31 protein-coding genes are annotated in these 18,446 nt (G+C 38.3%); all 31 read left to right on the forward strand.

Translation table 11 applies throughout. From position 1 onward, the window contains the following. The first annotated feature begins 35 nt into the window (after nucleotides 1-35). The 31 genes from CRT24_RS05900 (at nucleotide 36) to rpsD (ending at nucleotide 18,425) form a co-directional block, all read left to right on the forward strand. A complete protein-coding gene (locus tag CRT24_RS05900; RefSeq protein WP_099370326.1) occupies nucleotides 36-1,703 on the forward strand; it encodes a 2-oxo acid dehydrogenase subunit E2 in 1,668 nt (555 codons plus the stop codon). A gap of 287 nt (nucleotides 1,704-1,990) precedes the next feature. Beyond that, nucleotides 1,991-3,193, forward strand: a complete 1,203-nt coding sequence (locus CRT24_RS05905; RefSeq protein ID WP_099370327.1) for a serine hydrolase — start codon at nucleotides 1,991-1,993, stop codon at nucleotides 3,191-3,193. A gap of 18 nt (nucleotides 3,194-3,211) precedes the next feature. Beyond that, entirely contained in the window at nucleotides 3,212-3,571 is a 360-nt protein-coding gene (locus CRT24_RS05910; protein WP_099370328.1) for a CoA-binding protein, read from the forward strand. Between the two features lie 138 nt (nucleotides 3,572-3,709). Then, complete coding sequence (locus CRT24_RS05915) at nucleotides 3,710-4,942, forward strand: glycoside hydrolase family 88 protein (protein ID WP_099370329.1); 1,233 nt, start codon at nucleotides 3,710-3,712, stop codon at nucleotides 4,940-4,942. Between the two features lie 186 nt (nucleotides 4,943-5,128). Continuing rightward, nucleotides 5,129-5,746: a 50S ribosomal protein L3 gene (gene rplC, locus CRT24_RS05920; RefSeq protein ID WP_099370330.1), complete on the forward strand. Its 618-nt coding sequence runs from the start codon at nucleotides 5,129-5,131 to the stop codon at nucleotides 5,744-5,746. 5 nt (nucleotides 5,747-5,751) lie between these two features. Then, a complete protein-coding gene (gene rplD / locus CRT24_RS05925) occupies nucleotides 5,752-6,381 on the forward strand; it encodes a 50S ribosomal protein L4 (RefSeq protein ID WP_099370331.1) in 630 nt (209 codons plus the stop codon). Nucleotide 6,382: 1 nt separating this feature from the next. Beyond that, a complete protein-coding gene (rplW, locus tag CRT24_RS05930) occupies nucleotides 6,383-6,673 on the forward strand; it encodes a 50S ribosomal protein L23 (protein WP_099370332.1) in 291 nt (96 codons plus the stop codon). 6 nt (nucleotides 6,674-6,679) lie between these two features. After that, complete coding sequence (gene rplB, locus CRT24_RS05935) at nucleotides 6,680-7,504, forward strand: 50S ribosomal protein L2 (RefSeq protein ID WP_093100410.1); 825 nt, start codon at nucleotides 6,680-6,682, stop codon at nucleotides 7,502-7,504. Further along, entirely contained in the window at nucleotides 7,504-7,770 is a 267-nt protein-coding gene (rpsS, locus tag CRT24_RS05940; RefSeq protein WP_002997495.1) for a 30S ribosomal protein S19, read from the forward strand. Before rplB ends, rpsS begins: the two co-directional genes overlap by 1 nt. Nucleotides 7,771-7,776: 6 nt before the next feature. Then, nucleotides 7,777-8,208 carry a 50S ribosomal protein L22 gene (gene rplV / locus CRT24_RS05945; protein ID WP_099370333.1) on the forward strand — a complete coding sequence of 144 codons (432 nt, stop codon included), beginning with the start codon at nucleotides 7,777-7,779 and terminating at the stop codon, nucleotides 8,206-8,208. 11 nt (nucleotides 8,209-8,219) lie between these two features. Beyond that, nucleotides 8,220-9,005 carry a 30S ribosomal protein S3 gene (gene rpsC, locus CRT24_RS05950; protein WP_099370334.1) on the forward strand — a complete coding sequence of 262 codons (786 nt, stop codon included), beginning with the start codon at nucleotides 8,220-8,222 and terminating at the stop codon, nucleotides 9,003-9,005. Nucleotides 9,006-9,056: 51 nt separating this feature from the next. Then, nucleotides 9,057-9,479, forward strand: a complete 423-nt coding sequence (rplP, locus tag CRT24_RS05955; RefSeq protein ID WP_094257903.1) for a 50S ribosomal protein L16 — start codon at nucleotides 9,057-9,059, stop codon at nucleotides 9,477-9,479. Between the two features lie 91 nt (nucleotides 9,480-9,570). Next, nucleotides 9,571-9,789, forward strand: coding sequence for a 50S ribosomal protein L29 (gene rpmC, locus CRT24_RS05960; protein ID WP_099370335.1), 219 nt, complete (start codon nucleotides 9,571-9,573; stop codon nucleotides 9,787-9,789). Between the two features lie 13 nt (nucleotides 9,790-9,802). Continuing rightward, nucleotides 9,803-10,057 carry a 30S ribosomal protein S17 gene (rpsQ, locus tag CRT24_RS05965; RefSeq protein ID WP_099370336.1) on the forward strand — a complete coding sequence of 85 codons (255 nt, stop codon included), beginning with the start codon at nucleotides 9,803-9,805 and terminating at the stop codon, nucleotides 10,055-10,057. A gap of 1 nt (nucleotide 10,058) precedes the next feature. Beyond that, entirely contained in the window at nucleotides 10,059-10,427 is a 369-nt protein-coding gene (gene rplN / locus CRT24_RS05970) for a 50S ribosomal protein L14 (RefSeq protein WP_037498951.1), read from the forward strand. A 2-nt stretch (nucleotides 10,428-10,429) separates the two neighbouring features. After that, complete coding sequence (rplX, locus tag CRT24_RS05975; RefSeq protein ID WP_099370337.1) at nucleotides 10,430-10,774, forward strand: 50S ribosomal protein L24; 345 nt, start codon at nucleotides 10,430-10,432, stop codon at nucleotides 10,772-10,774. Further along, nucleotides 10,774-11,343: a 50S ribosomal protein L5 gene (gene rplE / locus CRT24_RS05980; protein ID WP_099370338.1), complete on the forward strand. Its 570-nt coding sequence runs from the start codon at nucleotides 10,774-10,776 to the stop codon at nucleotides 11,341-11,343. Before rplX ends, rplE begins: the two co-directional genes overlap by 1 nt. After that, nucleotides 11,336-11,605: a 30S ribosomal protein S14 gene (gene rpsN, locus CRT24_RS05985; RefSeq protein ID WP_093100399.1), complete on the forward strand. Its 270-nt coding sequence runs from the start codon at nucleotides 11,336-11,338 to the stop codon at nucleotides 11,603-11,605. The genes rplE and rpsN overlap by 8 nt, the downstream gene beginning before the upstream one ends. Nucleotides 11,606-11,743: 138 nt before the next feature. After that, a complete protein-coding gene (rpsH, locus tag CRT24_RS05990; RefSeq protein ID WP_231596050.1) occupies nucleotides 11,744-12,145 on the forward strand; it encodes a 30S ribosomal protein S8 in 402 nt (133 codons plus the stop codon). Between the two features lie 18 nt (nucleotides 12,146-12,163). Continuing rightward, nucleotides 12,164-12,718 (forward strand): 50S ribosomal protein L6, encoded by a 555-nt coding sequence (rplF, locus tag CRT24_RS05995; RefSeq protein ID WP_099370339.1) that lies wholly within the window; start codon nucleotides 12,164-12,166, stop codon nucleotides 12,716-12,718. Nucleotides 12,719-12,723: 5 nt separating this feature from the next. Beyond that, a complete protein-coding gene (rplR, locus tag CRT24_RS06000; protein ID WP_093100394.1) occupies nucleotides 12,724-13,077 on the forward strand; it encodes a 50S ribosomal protein L18 in 354 nt (117 codons plus the stop codon). 13 nt (nucleotides 13,078-13,090) lie between these two features. Further along, a complete protein-coding gene (rpsE, locus tag CRT24_RS06005; protein WP_093100392.1) occupies nucleotides 13,091-13,609 on the forward strand; it encodes a 30S ribosomal protein S5 in 519 nt (172 codons plus the stop codon). Nucleotides 13,610-13,613: 4 nt separating this feature from the next. Beyond that, a complete protein-coding gene (rpmD, locus tag CRT24_RS06010) occupies nucleotides 13,614-13,793 on the forward strand; it encodes a 50S ribosomal protein L30 (RefSeq protein WP_021071227.1) in 180 nt (59 codons plus the stop codon). Between the two features lie 110 nt (nucleotides 13,794-13,903). Continuing rightward, nucleotides 13,904-14,350: a 50S ribosomal protein L15 gene (gene rplO / locus CRT24_RS06015; RefSeq protein WP_099370340.1), complete on the forward strand. Its 447-nt coding sequence runs from the start codon at nucleotides 13,904-13,906 to the stop codon at nucleotides 14,348-14,350. Between the two features lie 6 nt (nucleotides 14,351-14,356). Continuing rightward, the gene (gene secY / locus CRT24_RS06020; protein WP_099370341.1) at nucleotides 14,357-15,703 is read left to right on the forward strand and encodes a preprotein translocase subunit SecY; all 1,347 of its coding nucleotides are present in this window, start codon (nucleotides 14,357-14,359) and stop codon (nucleotides 15,701-15,703) included. Between the two features lie 6 nt (nucleotides 15,704-15,709). Next, nucleotides 15,710-16,492, forward strand: a complete 783-nt coding sequence (gene map, locus CRT24_RS06025; protein WP_099370342.1) for a type I methionyl aminopeptidase — start codon at nucleotides 15,710-15,712, stop codon at nucleotides 16,490-16,492. Between the two features lie 74 nt (nucleotides 16,493-16,566). Beyond that, nucleotides 16,567-16,785: a translation initiation factor IF-1 gene (infA, locus tag CRT24_RS06030; protein WP_021071231.1), complete on the forward strand. Its 219-nt coding sequence runs from the start codon at nucleotides 16,567-16,569 to the stop codon at nucleotides 16,783-16,785. 42 nt (nucleotides 16,786-16,827) lie between these two features. Next, complete coding sequence (ykgO, locus tag CRT24_RS06035; RefSeq protein WP_013665024.1) at nucleotides 16,828-16,944, forward strand: type B 50S ribosomal protein L36; 117 nt, start codon at nucleotides 16,828-16,830, stop codon at nucleotides 16,942-16,944. Between the two features lie 27 nt (nucleotides 16,945-16,971). After that, on the forward strand, nucleotides 16,972-17,349 hold the full coding sequence (rpsM, locus tag CRT24_RS06040) for a 30S ribosomal protein S13 (protein ID WP_094257893.1): 378 nt from the start codon (nucleotides 16,972-16,974) through the stop codon (nucleotides 17,347-17,349). A gap of 10 nt (nucleotides 17,350-17,359) precedes the next feature. Continuing rightward, a complete protein-coding gene (rpsK, locus tag CRT24_RS06045) occupies nucleotides 17,360-17,749 on the forward strand; it encodes a 30S ribosomal protein S11 (protein ID WP_099370343.1) in 390 nt (129 codons plus the stop codon). Nucleotides 17,750-17,816: 67 nt separating this feature from the next. Further along, complete coding sequence (rpsD, locus tag CRT24_RS06050) at nucleotides 17,817-18,425, forward strand: 30S ribosomal protein S4 (RefSeq protein WP_099370344.1); 609 nt, start codon at nucleotides 17,817-17,819, stop codon at nucleotides 18,423-18,425. Nucleotides 18,426-18,446: the final 21 nt, after the last annotated feature.

Below are 18,446 nucleotides of genomic sequence, written 5' to 3' on the forward strand. Positions count from 1 at the left end.
TAATTACTTTAACTAAAATAGAACATTCCTAAACGATGGCTGAAGTAGTAAAAATGCCTAAAATGAGCGACACCATGACTGAAGGTGTAATCGCAAAATGGCACAAAAAAGTTGGTGATAAAGTTAATTCAGGTGACCTTATTGCAGAGGTTGAAACTGATAAAGCAACAATGGACTTTGAATCTTATCAAGATGGTACATTGTTATATATTGGCCCCAAAGAGGGTGAAGCTGTTCCTGTTGATGCTGTAATCGCGGTGTTGGGTGAAGAAGGTGAAGATTACGAAGCCTTGTTAAAAGGTGATTCTGCAAGCACAGACAAAAAAGAAGATAATAAAGCAGAACAAAAATCAGAAAACAAAGAAGAAAAAGCTGAAGAGAAATCTGAAGAAAAATCTTCTGACGACGCTGGAAGCAACGTTACTGCTGAAGACTTAGGAGTTACTGTGATTACTATGCCTCTGTTAAGTGATACGATGACAGAAGGTGTAATCGCTCAATGGAACTTCAAAGTAGGTGATACCATCAAATCTGATGATGCAATTGCTGACGTAGAAACTGATAAAGCAACTATGGAAGTAACTGCATATGCAGATGGAACATTGTTGTATGTTGGTGTAGAGGCTGGACAAGCTGCTAAAGTAAATGATATTATTGCTATAGTAGGTCCTGCTGGAACTGACGTTACTCCATTATTAAATCAAAAACCTTCTTCAGATTCTAAAAAAGAAACTAAAAAAGAAGAAGAAAAACCAGTTGTTCAAGAAAGCAAATCTGATGCTCCTGTTGCAGCATCAACTTCCTCGGATTCAAGAGTAAAAGCTTCTCCTTTGGCAAAGAAAATCGCTAAAGAAAAAGGAATTGACTTGACCCAAGTGAAAGGATCTGCAGAAAATGGACGTATCGTAAGAAAAGATGTTGAAAACTTCAAGCCAGAAGCAGCTCCTGCTGCAGCTGCTGCAGCTAAACCTGCCGCAGAAGGTGAAGCTAAGACAATCAGCTTACCTCAGTTTGTAGGTGAAGAGCGTTTTACAGAAAAACCAGTAAATCAAATGCGTAAAACTATTGCACGCAGATTATCTGAATCTTTATTTACAGCTCCACACTTCTATTTAACAATCAGCATTGATATGGATAATGCAATGGCAGCTCGTGCTCAAATTAATGAGGTTGCGCCAGTGAAAGTTTCATTCAATGATATCGTAATCAAAGCAGTAGCTGTTGCCTTGAAACAACATCCTAACGTAAACTCATCTTGGCAAGGAGATAAGATCCGTTACAACGAGCATTCAAACATTGGTGTTGCAATCGCAGTTGAAGATGGATTATTAGTTCCTGTTGTACGTTTTGCTGATGGAAAATCATTATCTCACATCTCTGCAGAGGTAAAAGACTTTGCGCAAAAAGCTAAGTCTAAGAAACTACAACCATCTGATTGGGAAGGTTCAACATTTACTGTATCTAACTTGGGTATGTTTGGAATTGATGAATTTACATCAATTATCAACTCTCCAGATGGAGCTATCCTTTCTGTAGGTGCAATCCAACAAGTGCCAGTTGTTAAAAATGGCGCTGTTGTCCCAGGTAATGTGATGAAATTGACATTAGGATGTGACCACCGTGTAGTGGATGGTGCATCGGGTGCACAATTCCTTCAAACATTAAAAGGATTGATCGAAGCTCCTATCCGTTTATTGGCATAAGAGCAATCACATAAAATTTTGAAAGCCGGGTAAATCTTGATTTACCCGGCTTTTTTATTTCTACAAAATATTATAATCAATGAATAAATAAATAATTCCTCAAATATTTATTGTATTGCAATAAGTTGGATTATCAATCGTTTTGAATATGATTATGTTAAAAATTAGCGTATCGATGATATGGGAATTTGTAACTACACTTTTATCAAAAGAAAGCTAAAATTTATTGTAATTTGTCACAATATGTAGTAATTTGTCTGCATAGTCAATTATGATTAAAAGGATTAATGATTCAGTTTAGGAGCGTGTCTATAAAAAATTTATTATTAGTATTGGGGTTGGGGACATTTACGATGTTCTCATGTTCTTCGCCAGAAGCAAAACAAAGAGAAATCAAAGTAGATCAAGGGAAAAAAGACAGTATAGCCCTGATATATGATTCCTCGAAAGCAGATCAGCAGATTGATGCTTTTATGCAGAAACTCCATAAAAATTCAGCATTTAATGGGAATGTTTTGGTCGCCAAAAAAGGAAAGATCCTTTATCAGAATTCTTTCGGTTGGGCAGATTATCTGTTAAAGGACAGTTTGAATATTAACTCCCAATTTGAGTTGGCTTCTGCATCAAAACCCATTACTGCTTTAGGAGTAATGAAACTTGTCCAAAATGGCAAATTAAAGTTGGACAATACCGTAAATGATTTTTACCCTAATTTTCCATATCCTGGAATTACCATTGCTCAATTGTTGTCACATAGATCTGGTTTGCCTAACTATGTCTATTTCGCTGAAGAAGCATGGCCAGATCGTAAAAAGCCAATGACAAATCAGGATGCCATGAATTTGTTGATCGAAAAACATCCTAATCGTTATGGTGCACCTGATGGAAGGTTTCATTATAATAATTCCAACTATATGGTACTAGCAGCCATCGTTGAAAAGGTAACAGGTCAAGATTTCGCAGTCTACATGAAGGAAAATATTTTTGATCCTGCAGGCATGAAGAATACGGCAGTATATTCAACCGCTGTATATGAGAAAACTCCGTCCAATGTCATGGGACATGATAAAGTTTGGAGAAGATCGGTGGTAAGAAATTACTTGGATGGTCCTGTAGGTGATAAAGGAATATATAGTACTGTACAAGATATGTACCTGTTGGATAGAGCTGTTCGGGAAGGAAGAATTGTGAACGAAGCAACTTTAGATTCTATGTATATGCCTAGAAGCGATGCTAAGAGAAGCTTGTTCAGTTATGGGTATGGTTGGAGAACTTTCAGCCCGCCTAATGAACCGATGGTTTATCATACTGGTTGGTGGCATGGATTTAAAAGCCTATATGTACGTGACCTTAAAAACGATGTTACGATTGTTTTGTTAACAAATATGGCAAATGGGAGCTTGAATCATCTGGATGATTTGTATAAAATATTAGAAATACCTATTTTGAGACAAAATGCATATAATGCAAATGGAGAATTTGTAAATTAATAAACCTAATAGCAACACATGAAAAAGACCTTGATTTTAGGTGCGAGTACTAATCCGGCGAGATATTCGTATTTGGTAGCCAATAAACTGGCAAGAAAAGGGCATCCAATCGTAAATGTTGGACGCAAGACTGGAAAAGTGGCTGGTGTTGAAATCGAGCCTGCTGAGGAAATTCATACCGATATCGATACCATGACACTGTATGTCGGTCCGCAAAATCAACCTCAATACTATGACTATATCTTAAAGACTAAGCCTAAGCGCATAATCTTTAACCCAGGAGCCGAAAATGCTGAATTGGCAGACAAGGCAAGAGAGAACGGAATAGAAGTAGTAGAAGCATGTACTTTGGTCATGCTGAATACCGGTCAGTTTTAAGTAAACACTGAAAATATTTTAAGGGCGATGGAAACATTGCCCTTTTTTTTATGAAAACGTTATAGTAAATATTTTATAGAAATGTCTGTATATATTTCTATTTTGTATTAAACCTAATTTTTATTTAAATCATAATCTATGAAGACCTTTGTTTTATCCCTTACCTTTTGTCTTTGCTTTTTGCAATTTGCTAGTTCACAAAAACAAAACCTCAAGCTTTCATCTGAATTTATAAATGGACAATTGATGGCTTCTGCTGAACAATACAGTAAGTTGGTAGCAGAAGTACCTAATGGTAAGTTCCCCAAAACATTCGATAACGGGAAACAAGAATTCTCAAATTCATCATGGTGGTGTTCTGGTTTCTACCCAGGGACATTATTGTACCTTTCTGAAGGAACTGGAAATGCAGGACTTGAGAAAACAGCTTTGGATAAGTTAAAGGATCTCGAAAAAGAACAATATAATAAAGGAACCCATGACCTCGGATTTATGCTTTTCTGTAGTTTTGGAAATGCTCTGAGATTAACAGGAGATAGCGCGGCTTATCAACCTATACTGGAAACAGGAGCCGAATCACTTATTTCCAGATATAATCCTTACACAAAAACTATTCGTTCATGGAACCATAACACTTGGAAGTTTCCAGTTATCATTGACAACATGATGAATTTGGAGTTTTTAATGCAAGCGGCAAAAACTACCGGAAACAAAAAATATGAAGAGATTGCAAGGACCCATGCCAATACAACTTTGAAAAATCATTTCCGAAAAGACAACAGCTCATACCATGTGATTGATTATAATCCAGAAAATGGCGAAGTGCTGGCTAAACAGACTGCTCAGGGTGCATTTGATGAATCTGCTTGGGCTAGGGGACAGGCTTGGGGGCTATATGGCTATACCATGATGTATAGAGAAACTAAGGATAAAACTTACTTGCAACAGGCCGAAAATATTGCTAACTATATTCTTAACAGTAAAAGTTTACCCGCGGACCTGATTCCATACTGGGATTTTGACAAGGATAAAATACCTTCAGACAATAAAACTTATTCTAGAAAGGATCTAAGAGATGCTTCGGCTGCAGCAATTATTGCCTCAGCATTATTGGAATTATCGCAATATACCAAAGGGAAAAAAGCTGAATTATATTTATCAAAGGCTGAGAGCATTCTTAAAACACTTTCATCGAAAGGGTATTTTGCTAATGTAGGTGAGAATGGAGGTTACTTATTAAAGCATAGTGTTGGTGCATTGCCTTTGGATTCTGAGGTAGATGTGCCTTTGACGTATGCTGATTATTATTATGTTGAAGCTTTGATCCGCTACAAGAGAATATTAGATGGTGAGCCGATGATCAAGATATAAATTTTGGCCTTCGAATAAATCTACATGCCATGCAAAAATTTGCATGGCATGTTTTTTTGAAAAATAATTGACTAACTATTTGATAGTTATAAAATTGTTTGTACTTTTGCAATCCCTTAATGGGAGAATTGTGTCTTGAGCGAAGCCCTACTGCTTCGATGGACGTTTAATTAATTAATTTATAACATGTCAGGAATTATTGGTAAAAAAGTAGGAATGACCAGCCTGTTCAATGCTGAAGGGAAGAATATCCCTTGTACAGTAATCGAGGCTGGGCCGTGCGTGGTAACGCAGATACGTACGGAAGAGAAGGATGGTTATTCGGCAGTTCAACTTGGTTTCGATGATGCCAAGGAAAAGAACACGACAGATCCTTTGAAAGGACACTTTGCAAAGGCAGGGGTTAGTCCTAAGCGTAAACTAGTTGAATTCAAAACTTTTACAGATGAGAAACAACTAGGAGACATCGTTGATGTTACTTTATTTGAAGAAGGTGAGTACGTAGATGTAGTTGGTACTTCTAAAGGTAAAGGATTTCAAGGTGTAATGAAGCGTCACGGATTTGGTGGTGTAGGTGGTGCGACTCACGGTCAGCACAACAGACTACGTGCACCAGGTTCATTGGGAGCTTCATCATGGCCGTCAAGAGTATTCAAAGGAATGCGCATGGCTGGTCGTACAGGTGGTGAAAGAGTAAAAGTTCAAAACTTACAAGTATTGAAAGTTTACCCTGAGCAAAACCTAATCGTTGTTAGTGGTTCCGTACCTGGAGCTAAAGGTTCATATGTAATCGTAGACAAATAGTAGAGATGGAAGTTAAAGTATTAAATTTATCAGGAAAAGAAACAGGTGCCAAGGTGCAACTTCCTGAGTCAGTATTCGGTGTTACACCAAGCGACCACGCGATCTATTTGGATGTGAAACAGTACTTAGCAAACCAACGCCAAGGAACTCACAAATCAAAACAACGTAATGAAATCGCGGGTTCAACTCGTAAATTACACAAACAAAAAGGTACTGGTGGTGCTCGTGCGGGCTCTATCAAATCTCCATTGTTTAATGGTGGTGGTCGTGTATTCGGTCCTCAACCTCGTGACTATAGCTTCAAATTGAACAAAAAATTAAAGCAATTAGCACGTAAATCAGCATTATCTTACAAAGCTCAGGAAAACAACGTTTTAGTATTGGACGAAGTAAACTTCGATACAATCAAAACTAAAAACTATGTAGCTCTAGTTAATGCATTGAACATTGCTGACGAAAAAACTTTATTAGTATTGCCAGCATACAATAACAATGTTTATTTATCAAGCAGAAACTTGAAGAAAGCAAAAGTTATCGTAGCATCTGATTTAAATACATATGATGTATTGAACGCTACTAAATTATTGTTAACTGCAGATTCTGTTAAAACTTTGGAGGAAGCATTCGCTAAATAATATGGAAATTATTAAAAAACCTATTTTGACTGAGAAAGCTTCGATTTTAACGGAGAAATTAAACCGTTATGCTTTCAAAGTAGATCATAGAGCAAACAAGATTCAAATCAAAGCTGCTGTAGAGCAAATGTTTGGTGTGACTGTAGTAGCTGTGAACACAGCAGTAGTTGCAGGTAAAGCTAAAAGCCGCTACACTAAAGCAGGATTTGTTTCAGGAAGAAGCCCTAAATATAAAAAGGCCATCATTACAGTTAAAGATGGTGAAACTATTGACTTTTACAGTACACTATAATAAGAAATGGCAGTTAAAAGATTCAAACCGGTTACCCCTGGTACTCGCTTCAGAGTAGGTGCTGATTATTCAGACGTTACAACTAACGTTCCTGAGAAATCATTAGTAGTTAGCATCAAGAAGTCAGGTGGTCGTAATAACTCCGGTAAAATGACTATGCGTTACATCGGTGGGGGACACAAAAAATCATACCGATTAATAGATTTCAAACGCGATAAAAAAGATATCCCTGCAAAAGTTGCAACTATCGAGTACGATCCTAATCGTACAGCACGTATTGCTTTATTGCATTACGCGGATGGTGAAAAACGTTACATCATTGCTCCTGCTGGTCTAACAGTAGGTCAAACAGTGATCGCAGGCGAATCAGTAGCCCCAGAAGTAGGTAATACTATGCCATTGGCTAACATCCCTTTGGGTTCAATCATTCACAACATTGAATTGAATCCTGGTCAAGGTGGGTCAATCGCACGTTCAGCAGGTACTTATGCACAATTGTCTGCACGTGATGGCAAGTATGCTATTATTAAATTGCCTTCAGGCGAGACTCGTATGATCTTATTGACTTGTGTGGCTACAATTGGTTCAGTTTCAAATGCTGAAAAAGCGAACCAAGTATTAGGTAAAGCAGGTCGTAAACGTTGGTTAGGTCGTCGTCCTAGAGTACGTGGTGTTGCAATGAACCCGGTTGATCACCCTATGGGTGGTGGTGAAGGACGTTCATCAGGAGGTCACCCACGCTCACGCACAGGTGTATTAGCTAAAGGCTATAAAACACGCTACAAGAAGAAAACATCGAATCGTTACATCATTGAGAGAAGGAAAAAATAATGGCTCGTTCAATTAAAAAAGGTCCTTATATCGATCACAACTTAGAAAGAAAAGTTCTTTCTATGAATGAAACAAACAAGAAGTCAGTAATCAAGACTTGGTCTCGTAGATCAATGATCTCACCTGATTTTGTTGGCCATACCTTCGCAGTGCACAACGGGAATAAATTTATCCCTGTTTATGTAACAGAAAATATGGTTGGTCACAAGCTTGGTGAATTTGCGCCTACGCGTACTTTCAGAGGCCACGCAGAAAAGAAAAAATAATAGGTAATGGAAGCAACAAAAAAACTCAAAAAGTCTGTTTTAGTTAAACAGCGCAAAGAGCAGGAAAAAGCTCAAGTAGGAGGAGCTTCTACTGCCAAGTTATTGAATTGCCCTACTTCACCGCGCAAAATGCGTCTAGTAGTGGATCTTATCCGCGGGCAGAAAGTAGAAAACGCTCTTTACATCCTTAAACATTCAGGTAAAGAAGCTTCAATTCGTGTTGAGAAATTGTTATTGTCAGCAATCAAGAATTGGGAAGCTAAAAACGAAGGCGCTTCTGTAGAAGACGGTGGACTGTTTGTGAAAGAAGTATCTGTAGGTGGCGGTCGCCAATTGAAAAGATTGCGCCCAGCTCCACAAGGTCGTGGTTACAGAATCCGTAAGCGTTCAAACCATGTAACTTTGGTAGTAGATAGCATTAATAACGTAAACAACTAATTATATTAAGAATGGGACAAAAAGCAAATCCAATAGGTAGCAGATTAGGAATCATCAAAGGATGGGATTCTAATTGGTTCGGAGGCAACAACTATTCTGATAAGTTAGTTGAGGACGAAAAAATCAGAAAATATCTTTCTGTACGTATCGCTAAAGGCGGTGTAGCTAAAGTTGTTATTGAGAGAACTCTTAAACGTATCACGGTTACAATCCACACTGCACGTCCAGGTATCGTAATTGGTAAAGGCGGTCAAGAAGTTGATAAAATCAAAGAAGAGTTAAAGAAATTGACTAAGAAAGATGTACAAATCAACATTTTTGAAATCAAACGCCCTGAATTAGACGCGAAACTAGTAGCAGAAGGTATTGCTAAACAACTAGAAGCACGTATTTCATTCCGTCGTGCAATGAAAACTGCAATCGCATCTACAATGCGTATGGGTGCTGAAGGTATCAAAGTAATGTGTTCTGGCCGTTTAGGTGGTGCTGAAATGGCACGTACTGAACAGTACAAAGAAGGAAGAACTCCTCTACACACATTGCGCGCTGATATCGACTATGCATTAGCAGAAGCATTGACTACATACGGTAAAATTGGCGTAAAAGTTTGGATCTGTAAAGGTGAAGTTTACGGAAAAAGAGATTTATCTCCAAACATTGGTCAAGCATCAGGAGTAAAATCACGTGGTGGAAACGAAGGTGGTGACAACAACAACCGTCGTGACAACCGTGGTGGTCGCGGTGGAAACCGTGGCGGAACCCGTCGTGATAACAACCGTGGTGGTAAAAGAGATTAATTAACAACAAGATTAAGATTGTCTGTAAAGCAGACTTAAAAAAATACGAACATGTTACAGCCAAAAAGAACGAAGTTCAGAAAGATGCAGAAAGGCCGCATGAAAGGTAATGCCACTCGTGGAGCGGAATTAGCTTTCGGATCTTTCGGTATCAAATCAATGGAACCAGCATGGATCACAAGCCGTCAGATTGAGGCAGCTCGTATTGCGGTAACACGTTATATGAAGCGTGAAGGTCAAGTTTGGATCCGCATTTTCCCTGATAAACCAGTTACCAAAAAACCTGCAGAGGTACGTATGGGTAAAGGTAAGGGTGCGCCAGAATATTGGGTAGCTGTAGTGCGCCCAGGCCGTATGTTATTTGAAGCAGAAGGAGTTCCTTTGGAAATCGCGAAAGAAGCATTGCGCTTAGCTGCTCAAAAATTACCGGTACAAACGAAATTTGTGATTCGTAGAGACTACGTTGAAGCATAATAATCGTCGGTAATGTCAAGAGTTTAGCCTTACTGCCGTTACCAGTAAGGCGGTTTTTAACTCAAGATAACCCGGCACAACAAATTGAAAAATGAAAAATTCAGAAATCGTAGAATTATCAACTGAGGATTTAACAGCTCGTCTCGCTGAAGAGAAAGCTGCCTTGAACAAATTGAAATTTGCACATGCTGTTTCTGCTATTGAAAACCCTAACGTGATCAAAGCAGCTCGCAAAAATATCGCTCGTATCTCTACTGAGATCTCTAAGCGTAATAATGCAGCAAAATCTGAAACAGCCGCTGAGGCATAAAATTTAAGTCGAAATGGAAAGAAATTTAAGAAAAACAAGAATCGGCTTAGTAGTTAGCAACAAGATGGACAAATCTATCGTAGTAGCTGTTGAGCGTAAAGTGAAACACCCTATTTACGGTAAATTCGTTAAGAAAACTACTAAATTTAAAGCTCATGACGAAACAAATACCTGCGGTATCGGCGATACGGTATTAATTATGGAAACGCGTCCGCTGAGTAAAACTAAGAACTGGAGATTAGTAGAAATTTTAGAAAGGGCTAAATAACATGGTACAACAAGAATCAAGACTAAATGTAGCTGACAATAGCGGTGCTAAAGAAGTTTTAGTAATCCGTGTATTGGGCGGAACGCGTAAGCGTTATGCATCTATCGGTGATAAAATCGTTGTTACCGTTAAGAGCGCTATTCCTTCAGGAAACGTTAAAAAAGGATCAGTTTCTAAAGCAGTAGTAGTACGTACGAAAAAAGAAATCCGTCGTAAAGATGGTTCTTACATTCGTTTCGACGACAACGCTGCTGTATTATTAAATAATAACGATGAACCACGTGGAACACGTATCTTTGGCCCTGTAGCTAGAGAGTTGCGTGAAAAACAGTTCATGAAAATTGTATCACTAGCACCGGAGGTTTTATAATTATGGCATACAAGACAAACAAAACTACTCACAAAATCAAAATCAAAAAAGGAGATTTAGTGAAAGTTATCGCTGGTAACTCTAAAGGTGTTCAAGGTAAAGTTTTACAAGTTATTATTGATACTAACAGAGCAGTAGTTGAAGGCGCTAACATTGTGAAGAAACACACTAAACCTAGCGCAGCAAACCCGAACGGTGGAATCATCGAAAAGGAAGCTGCAATCAACATCTCAAACTTAGCTCTTATCGATCCTAAGACAGGTAACCCTACCCGTGTGGGACGTAAAGTTAATGCAGATGGAAAAATAGTTCGTTACGCAAAAAAATCAGGGGAGGAAATTAAATAATGACTTACGTACCAAGATTAAAAGCGAAATATGCGGAGGAAATCCGTACAGCGCTTAAAGAAAAATTCCAGTATAAAAGCGTTATGCAAGTTCCTAAACTGGAGAAAATCGTAGTATCGCAAGGTATCGGAGCAGCAACTGCTGACAAAAAATTAATCGATAACTCTATCACTGAGTTAACAACAATTACTGGTCAACAAGCAGTGCCTACGAAATCTAAAAAAGATATCTCAAACTTCAAATTGCGTAAAGGTATGCCTATTGGTGCTCGCGTAACTTTACGTGACAACAATATGTACGAATTCTTAGATCGTTTAATCGCGGTTTCTTTACCACGTATTCGTGATTTCCGTGGAATCAACGACAAAGGATTTGACGGACATGGTAACTATAACTTAGGTATTACCGAGCAAATCATCTTCCCTGAGATCAACATTGACAAAATCAACAAGATCCAAGGTATGGATATCACTTTCGTAACTTCAGCTAAGAATGATATCGAAGCTTTAGAATTATTGAAACAATTCGGTTTACCATTCAAAAACCAAAATTCGAATAACAATGGCTAAAGAAGGATTAAAAGCACGCGAAGTTAAGCGTCAAAAATTAGTTGCAAAATTCGCGGAGAAACGCGCAGCATTAAAAGCTGCTGGTGACTACGCTGCACTAGATAAATTACCAAAAAATGCATCACCAGTAAGATTACACAACCGTTGTAAATTAACTGGTCGTCCTAAAGGATATATGCGTCAATTCGGTATCTCACGTGTAACTTTCCGTGAGATGGCATTAGACGGAAAAATCCCGGGAGTGAAAAAAGCTTCTTGGTAATCAAAAAAATATAATTACTTTTGCCCGGATAAACCACGAACAGTGGTTTATCGGGTTTTTTTTGCATTGCAATATTTTAACCGATAAAAGGTCGGTGGCTTCGGTTAGTCACGGAAACCATTATCACAACTTTTATATATAATGAATACAGATCCAATAGCGGATTACCTTACCCGAGTAAGGAATGCCATCAAGGCCAACCACAGGGTTGTTGAAATTCCTGCATCGAACCTTAAAAAAGAAATCACAAAAGTTCTTTTCGACAAAGGTTACATTGCTAATTACAAATTTATCGAAGAAGGTCCTCAAGGCTCAATCAAAATCGCCTTGAAATACCACCCAATTAGCAAAGTACCGGCTATTCGCACTTTGACACGTGTGAGTAAACCTGGTTTAAGAAAGTATGCAAGTGTTGACAACTTACCTCGTGTATTAAACGGTTTAGGAATTGCGATTTTGTCTACTTCTAAAGGAGTAATGTCAGACAAAGAAGCTGCCGTACAAAACGTTGGTGGTGAAGTTTTATGTTACATTTATTAATCTAGGAAAAAGCACAGAATGTCAAGAATTGGAAAAGCGCCTATCGCAATACCTTCGGGTGTTTCGATTACAGTTTCAGATAAGAATCTGGTGACTGTTAAAGGCCCTAAAGGTGAATTAACACAACAAGTAGACCGCGACATCACCGTTAAAGAAGAAGATGGTAACATCGTCGTGACTCGTCCTACTGAACAAAAAAAGCACAAAGCATTACATGGTCTATACCGCGCCCTATTGAACAATATGGTAGTAGGTGTGACTGAGGGATACAAAACTACCCAAGAATTAGTTGGTGTGGGTTACCGTGCTGCTAACAACGGTAATACGCTAGAGTTAACCTTAGGTTTCTCTCACCAGATTGTATTCGTATTGCCACAGGAAATTAAAGTAACAACAACTGCTGATAAAGGTAAAAACCCTACTATCACTTTGGAATCTATCGACAAACAATTGATCGGTCAAGTAGCGGCTAAAATCCGTAGCTTCCGTAAACCAGAACCATACAAAGGTAAAGGTATCAAGTTTGCAGGTGAAGTATTAAGAAGAAAAGCAGGTAAATCAGCTAAAAAATAATAACCATGGCAGGAATTAAATCAACTCGCAGAGAGCGAATCAAAAAAGGAATTAGAAAACACCTGGCTGGATCAACTGAACGTCCTCGTTTGACGGTTTTTAGAAGTAACAAAGGAATCTACGCTCAGATCATCGACGATACAACTGGTAAAACAATCGCTTCAGCATCTACTTTGTCAAAAGAATTTGCTGGATCAGGTAACAAAGTTGATCAATCGAAAGAAGTAGGTAAATTAGTTGCTGAAAAAGCGGTTGCAGCAGGAATTAGCAAAGTAGTTTTTGACCGTAATGGGTACTTATACCATGGCCGTATCAAATCATTGGCTGAAGGTGCTCGCGAAGGCGGTTTAGACTTTTAATTAAAGAAAGAAAATGGCATTAAGCAATATTAAAAGAGTAAAATCAAGCGAAATCGAATTAAAAGATCGCTTAGTAAGCATCCAACGCGTAGCCAAGGTGACCAAAGGTGGTCGTACTTTCAGCTTCTCTGCTATTGTGGTAGTAGGAGATGAAAACGGAATCGTAGGATACGGATTAGGAAAAGCTAAAGAGGTTACTGAAGCTATCACTAAAGGTATCGATGATGCAAAGAAAAACTTAGTAAAAGTTCCTATTATCAAAGGTACTGTACCTCATGAACAATACGGTAAATATTCAGGTGGTTCGGTTTTAATCAAACCAGCTGTAAGTGGTACCGGAGTATTAGCAGGTGGTGCAATGCGTGCGGTATTGGAATCTGCAGGCATTACTGACGTATTAGCAAAATCATTAGGTTCCTCAAACCCACACAACGTGGTGAAAGCAACTATCGATGCATTAGCTAATATGCGTGACGCTTATACAGTAGCACAAACACGTGGTGTCGATTTAAACAAAGTATTTAACGGTTAATATCATGGCAAAAATTAAAATCACCCAGATAAAGAGCGTTATCGACAGAAGCGAGCGCCAAAAGAAAACTATCGAAGCATTAGGTCTGAAAAAAATCAACCACTCGGTAGAAGTTGAAGCTACACCAGCAATCATTGGAATGGTTCGTAAAGTGAACCACCTAGTAGCTATCGAAACTATTTAATAAGAATAGATGGAAAGGATACTCACTTCCTTTCCATTCTTTGTTAATAAATTTATGGAATGCTAAGGCCTGTTTAGTGAGAGCGAAGGCGTAGCACAATTTGATTAAAAATGAACTTAAGTAATCTTAAACCAGCAGCTGGTTCAATTAAAACTAAAAAACGTATTGGTCGTGGACAAGGATCTGGCCGTGGTGGTACATCAACTCGTGGTCACAAAGGAGCAGGATCTCGTTCAGGTAACTCTACTAAGATCGGTTTCGAAGGTGGTCAAATGCCTCTTCAACGTCGCGTACCTAAATTTGGTTTTAAAAACATTAACCGTGTAGAATACGTAGGTGTAAACCTTGACGTACTTCAAACTATCGTTGAGAAATATAACCTAACAACTGTTGATTTCGATACTTTAAAAGAACACGGATTAGTTTCTAAAAATGACTTAATCAAAATCTTAGGTCGTGGTGAATTAACCGCTAAAGTAGAAGTAAAGGCCCATGCATTTTCAGCTTCAGCTCAAAAAGCTATCGAAGCAGCAGGTGGTTCTATCGTTAAATTGTAATAATACATGAAGAAACTAATCACAACCTTAACCAATATATGGAAGATAGAAGAATTACGTAATCGTATTCTTAATACGTTACTTTTTCTTTTAATATACCGAATTGGTTGTCACGTGGTTTTACCAGGTGTCAATCCAGAGGCATTGGTAGTAAATAGAGAAGGTGGTAATGACATCATGAACCTGATTAATATGTTCGCAGGGGGGTCTTTCTCTCGTGCAGCTATTTTCGCGCTTGGTGTAATGCCATACATCTCAGCATCTATCGTAGTTCAGCTATTGGGGATTGCTGTTCCTGCGTTTCAAAAGATGCAGAAAGAAGGTGAATCTGGCCGTAAGAAAATGAACAATATCACTCGTTACCTAACAGTAGCGATTACATTAGTTCAAGCCGTAGCTTATGTGAAGACCCAAATCGGACCTGAAGCTAAGACTATTGCGGACCCAATGTTCTCTATTCTTTCAGCTATCGTATTGACTGCAGGTACATTGTTTGTGATGTGGCTAGGTGAAAAGATTACCGATAAAGGAATTGGTAATGGTATTTCATTAATCATTATGGCTGGTATTATTGCTCAGCTTCCTGCAGGTATTACTGCAGAATGGGCATCTAGGATGAGCCCAAGTGGTGGTGGTCCTATTCCATTGTTATTGGAGTTTGTTGCTCTGTTCTTTGTCGTAATCTTTACGATTCTAGTTGTACAAGGTGTTCGTAAGATCCCTGTACAATACGCAAAGAAAATTGTAGGTAACAAACAGATTGGTGGTGTGCGTCAATACATTCCTTTAAAGGTAAATGCGGCGGGTGTAATGCCAATCATTTTCGCTCAGGCGATTATGTTTTTACCGATGTCCTTGACTCAGTTCTTCCCGAATGTCCAATCAGACTTCTTGAATTCGTTGAGTAACTATACTTCCGTTACGTATAACGTCGTATTTGCTTTGTTGATCATTGCATTTACTTTCTTCTATACGGCGATTATGGTTAACCCACAACAGATGTCAGAGGACATGAAGAAAAACGGTGGTTTTATCCCAGGAATCAAACCAGGGTATGAAACCAATTTGTTCATCGACAACGTAATATCACATATTACCTTCCCTGGTGCTGTATTTGTGGCGATCATCGCGATCTTGCCAGCAATTGCAACATTATTTGGAGTAAACAATCAATTTGCACATTTCTATGGTGGTACTTCTTTACTTATTCTAGTAGGGGTAGTATTGGATACGATTCAGCAAATTGAAAGTCATTTGTTAATGCGTCATTATGATGGATTGATGAAAACTGGCCGCGTAAAAGGTAGAAGCACTGCGACTACTGTTGAAGGCTATGATCAATCCGCATTATAAGTTTGAATGTCTAAAGTATATTATAAAACAGCAGATGAAATTGAGCAAGTGCGAGAGTCAGCAAATGTACTCTCGCAATTACTTGCTGAAATTGCAGGGTTAGTTAAACCAGGAATTACAACGCTTTCACTTGATAAATTCGCCTTCGACTTTATCAAAGACCATAAAGGAACTCCAGCGTTTTTGAATTACCAAGGATTTCCGTACTCACTGTGTATTTCTGTGAACGATCAAGTTGTTCATGGATTCCCAAGTGACTATGTTCTGAAAGAAGGTGATATCGTGACAGTGGATGGCGGTGTTAATTTGAACGGGTTCATCAGCGATTCTGCATATACTTTTGCTGTAGGTGAGATCTCTGAAGAAGCGCAACAATTGTTAGATGTAACAAAAGCTTCGCTTCAAGCAGGAATCGAACAAGCAATCGCAGGTAAACGTGTAGGAGATATTTCCGCAGCAGTTCAAGAATATGTAACACCATATAAATATGGTATCGTTCGCGAATTAGTTGGTCATGGAGTAGGTTTTCATTTGCACGAAAAACCAGAGGTACCAAATTACGGCAAGCGTGGTTCGGGACCAAAGTTAGAGGAAGGTCTTATTATCTGTATCGAACCGATGATCAATGCTGGAAAAGCAGGGGTCAAGTTTTGGGACGATGGTTGGACAGTTAGTACAGTTGATGGAAAGCTTTCTGCACATTTTGAACAGATGGTAGCGATAAGAAAGGGCAGTCCAGACGTGCTTTTGAATTTTGAAGCAATAGAGAAAGTTTTAAATAAAAAGTAGTTGGTATTCAATTATTTTTATTTATCTTTGCACTCCTGTTTGCGGGTTTATCATAATTTTAAATAATAGATTATATGGCTAAACAAGCCTCGATTGAACAAGACGGCATAATCAAAGAAGCGCTTTCAAATGCGATGTTTCGCGTTGAATTAGAGAATGGGCATGAGATCATCGCTCATATTTCTGGAAAAATGCGCATGCATTATATCAAAATATTACCAGGTGACAAGGTTAAATTGGAAATGTCACCATATGATTTAACAAAAGGAAGAATTACATACCGCTATAAATAAACGTAAGTTTCTTCAATAAATAGCTTTTAAAAATATACTGTAATGAAAGTTAGAGCATCAATAAAAAAACGTAGTGCGGATTGTAAAATTATCCGTCGTAAAGGAAAAGTATTTGTAATCAATAAAAAGAACCCTAAGTTCAAACAACGTCAGGGTTAATTTTAAAATAATCGCTTAAAATATTATATGGCAAGGATCTCAGGTATAGATTTACCTAAAAACAAAAGAGGCATCATTGGCCTTACCTATATTTTCGGTATTGGTCGTTCTACTGCTGCTTATATCCTAGAGAAAGCAGGCATCAGTCAAGATGTTAAAGTTCAAGAATGGAATGATGATCAATTAGCAGCTATCCGTACTATCATCAACGATGAGATTAAGGTAGAAGGAGCTTTACGTTCAGAGGTTCAATTGAACATTAAACGCTTAATGGATATTGGATGTTACCGTGGATTACGTCACCGTAAACACCTTCCTGTTCGTGGACAACGTACTAAAAATAACTCGCGTACCAGAAAAGGTAAACGTAAGACAGTTGCAAACAAGAAAAAAGCTACTAAATAATAAGTAAGAAATGGCTAAAAGTAAAAAAGTTACTAAAAAACGTATCGTAGTTATCGAGCCTGTTGGACAAGCTCATATCAACGCTACTTTTAACAACATTATCGTAACTTTGACTAACAATCAAGGTCAAACAATTTCATGGTCATCAGCTGGTAAAATGGGCTTCAAAGGTTCTAAAAAGAACACTCCGTATGCCGCATCTCAAGCTGCTAATGACTGTGGTAAAGTTGCACACGATTTAGGATTGCGTAAAGTTGAAGTTTTCGTTAAAGGTCCGGGTGCAGGACGTGAGTCTGCAATCCGTTCATTGCAAACAATTGGTATCGACGTAACAACAATCAAGGATATCACTCCACTTCCTCACAACGGTTGTCGTCCTCCAAAACGCAGAAGAGTTTAATAAACAGATTTGTTTAAGATAAGATTCGTCAGTTAAAGGCTGATAGATACTTCAAACAGAATAAGAAATGGCAAGATATACAGGACCTAAGTCCAAAATAGCTCGTAAATTTAGAGAGCCAATTTTCGGCCCAGATAAGGCATTAGAAAAAAAGAATTACCCTCCTGGTCAACACGGACCATCGAAAAGAAGAGGTAAACAATCTGAATACGCAATTCAGTTGTTAGAAAAGCAAAAAGCAAAATATACTTACGGTGTATTAGAGCGTCAATTCGCTAACTTATTTGCTAAGGCAGCAGCAAAACAAGGTGTTACTGGTGAGAACTTCTTGAAATTATTAGAAGCACGTTTAGATAACATCGTATACCGTTTAGGAATCGCTCCTACACGTTCATCTGCTCGTCAATTAGTTTCGCACAAGCACATTACTGTTAACGGTCAAGTTGTTAACATTCCATCATACAGTATCCGCCCAGGTGATGTTATTGCAGTTCGCGAACGTTCTCAATCATTAGAGGCAATCGTAACTTCAGTAGCTGGAAGAAAAATCAACAAATTCAGCTGGTTGGATTGGGATGCAGACAAATTACAAGGAACGTTTGTTAACTTCCCTGAAAGAGCTGATATTCCAGAAAACATTAAAGAGAACTTAATTGTAGAGTTGTACTCTAAATAATAATTAATAACAACATGCCTT

This window comes from Sphingobacterium sp. 1.A.5 (assembly GCF_002734235.1).
GTDB lineage: Bacteria > Bacteroidota > Bacteroidia > Sphingobacteriales > Sphingobacteriaceae > Sphingobacterium > Sphingobacterium daejeonense.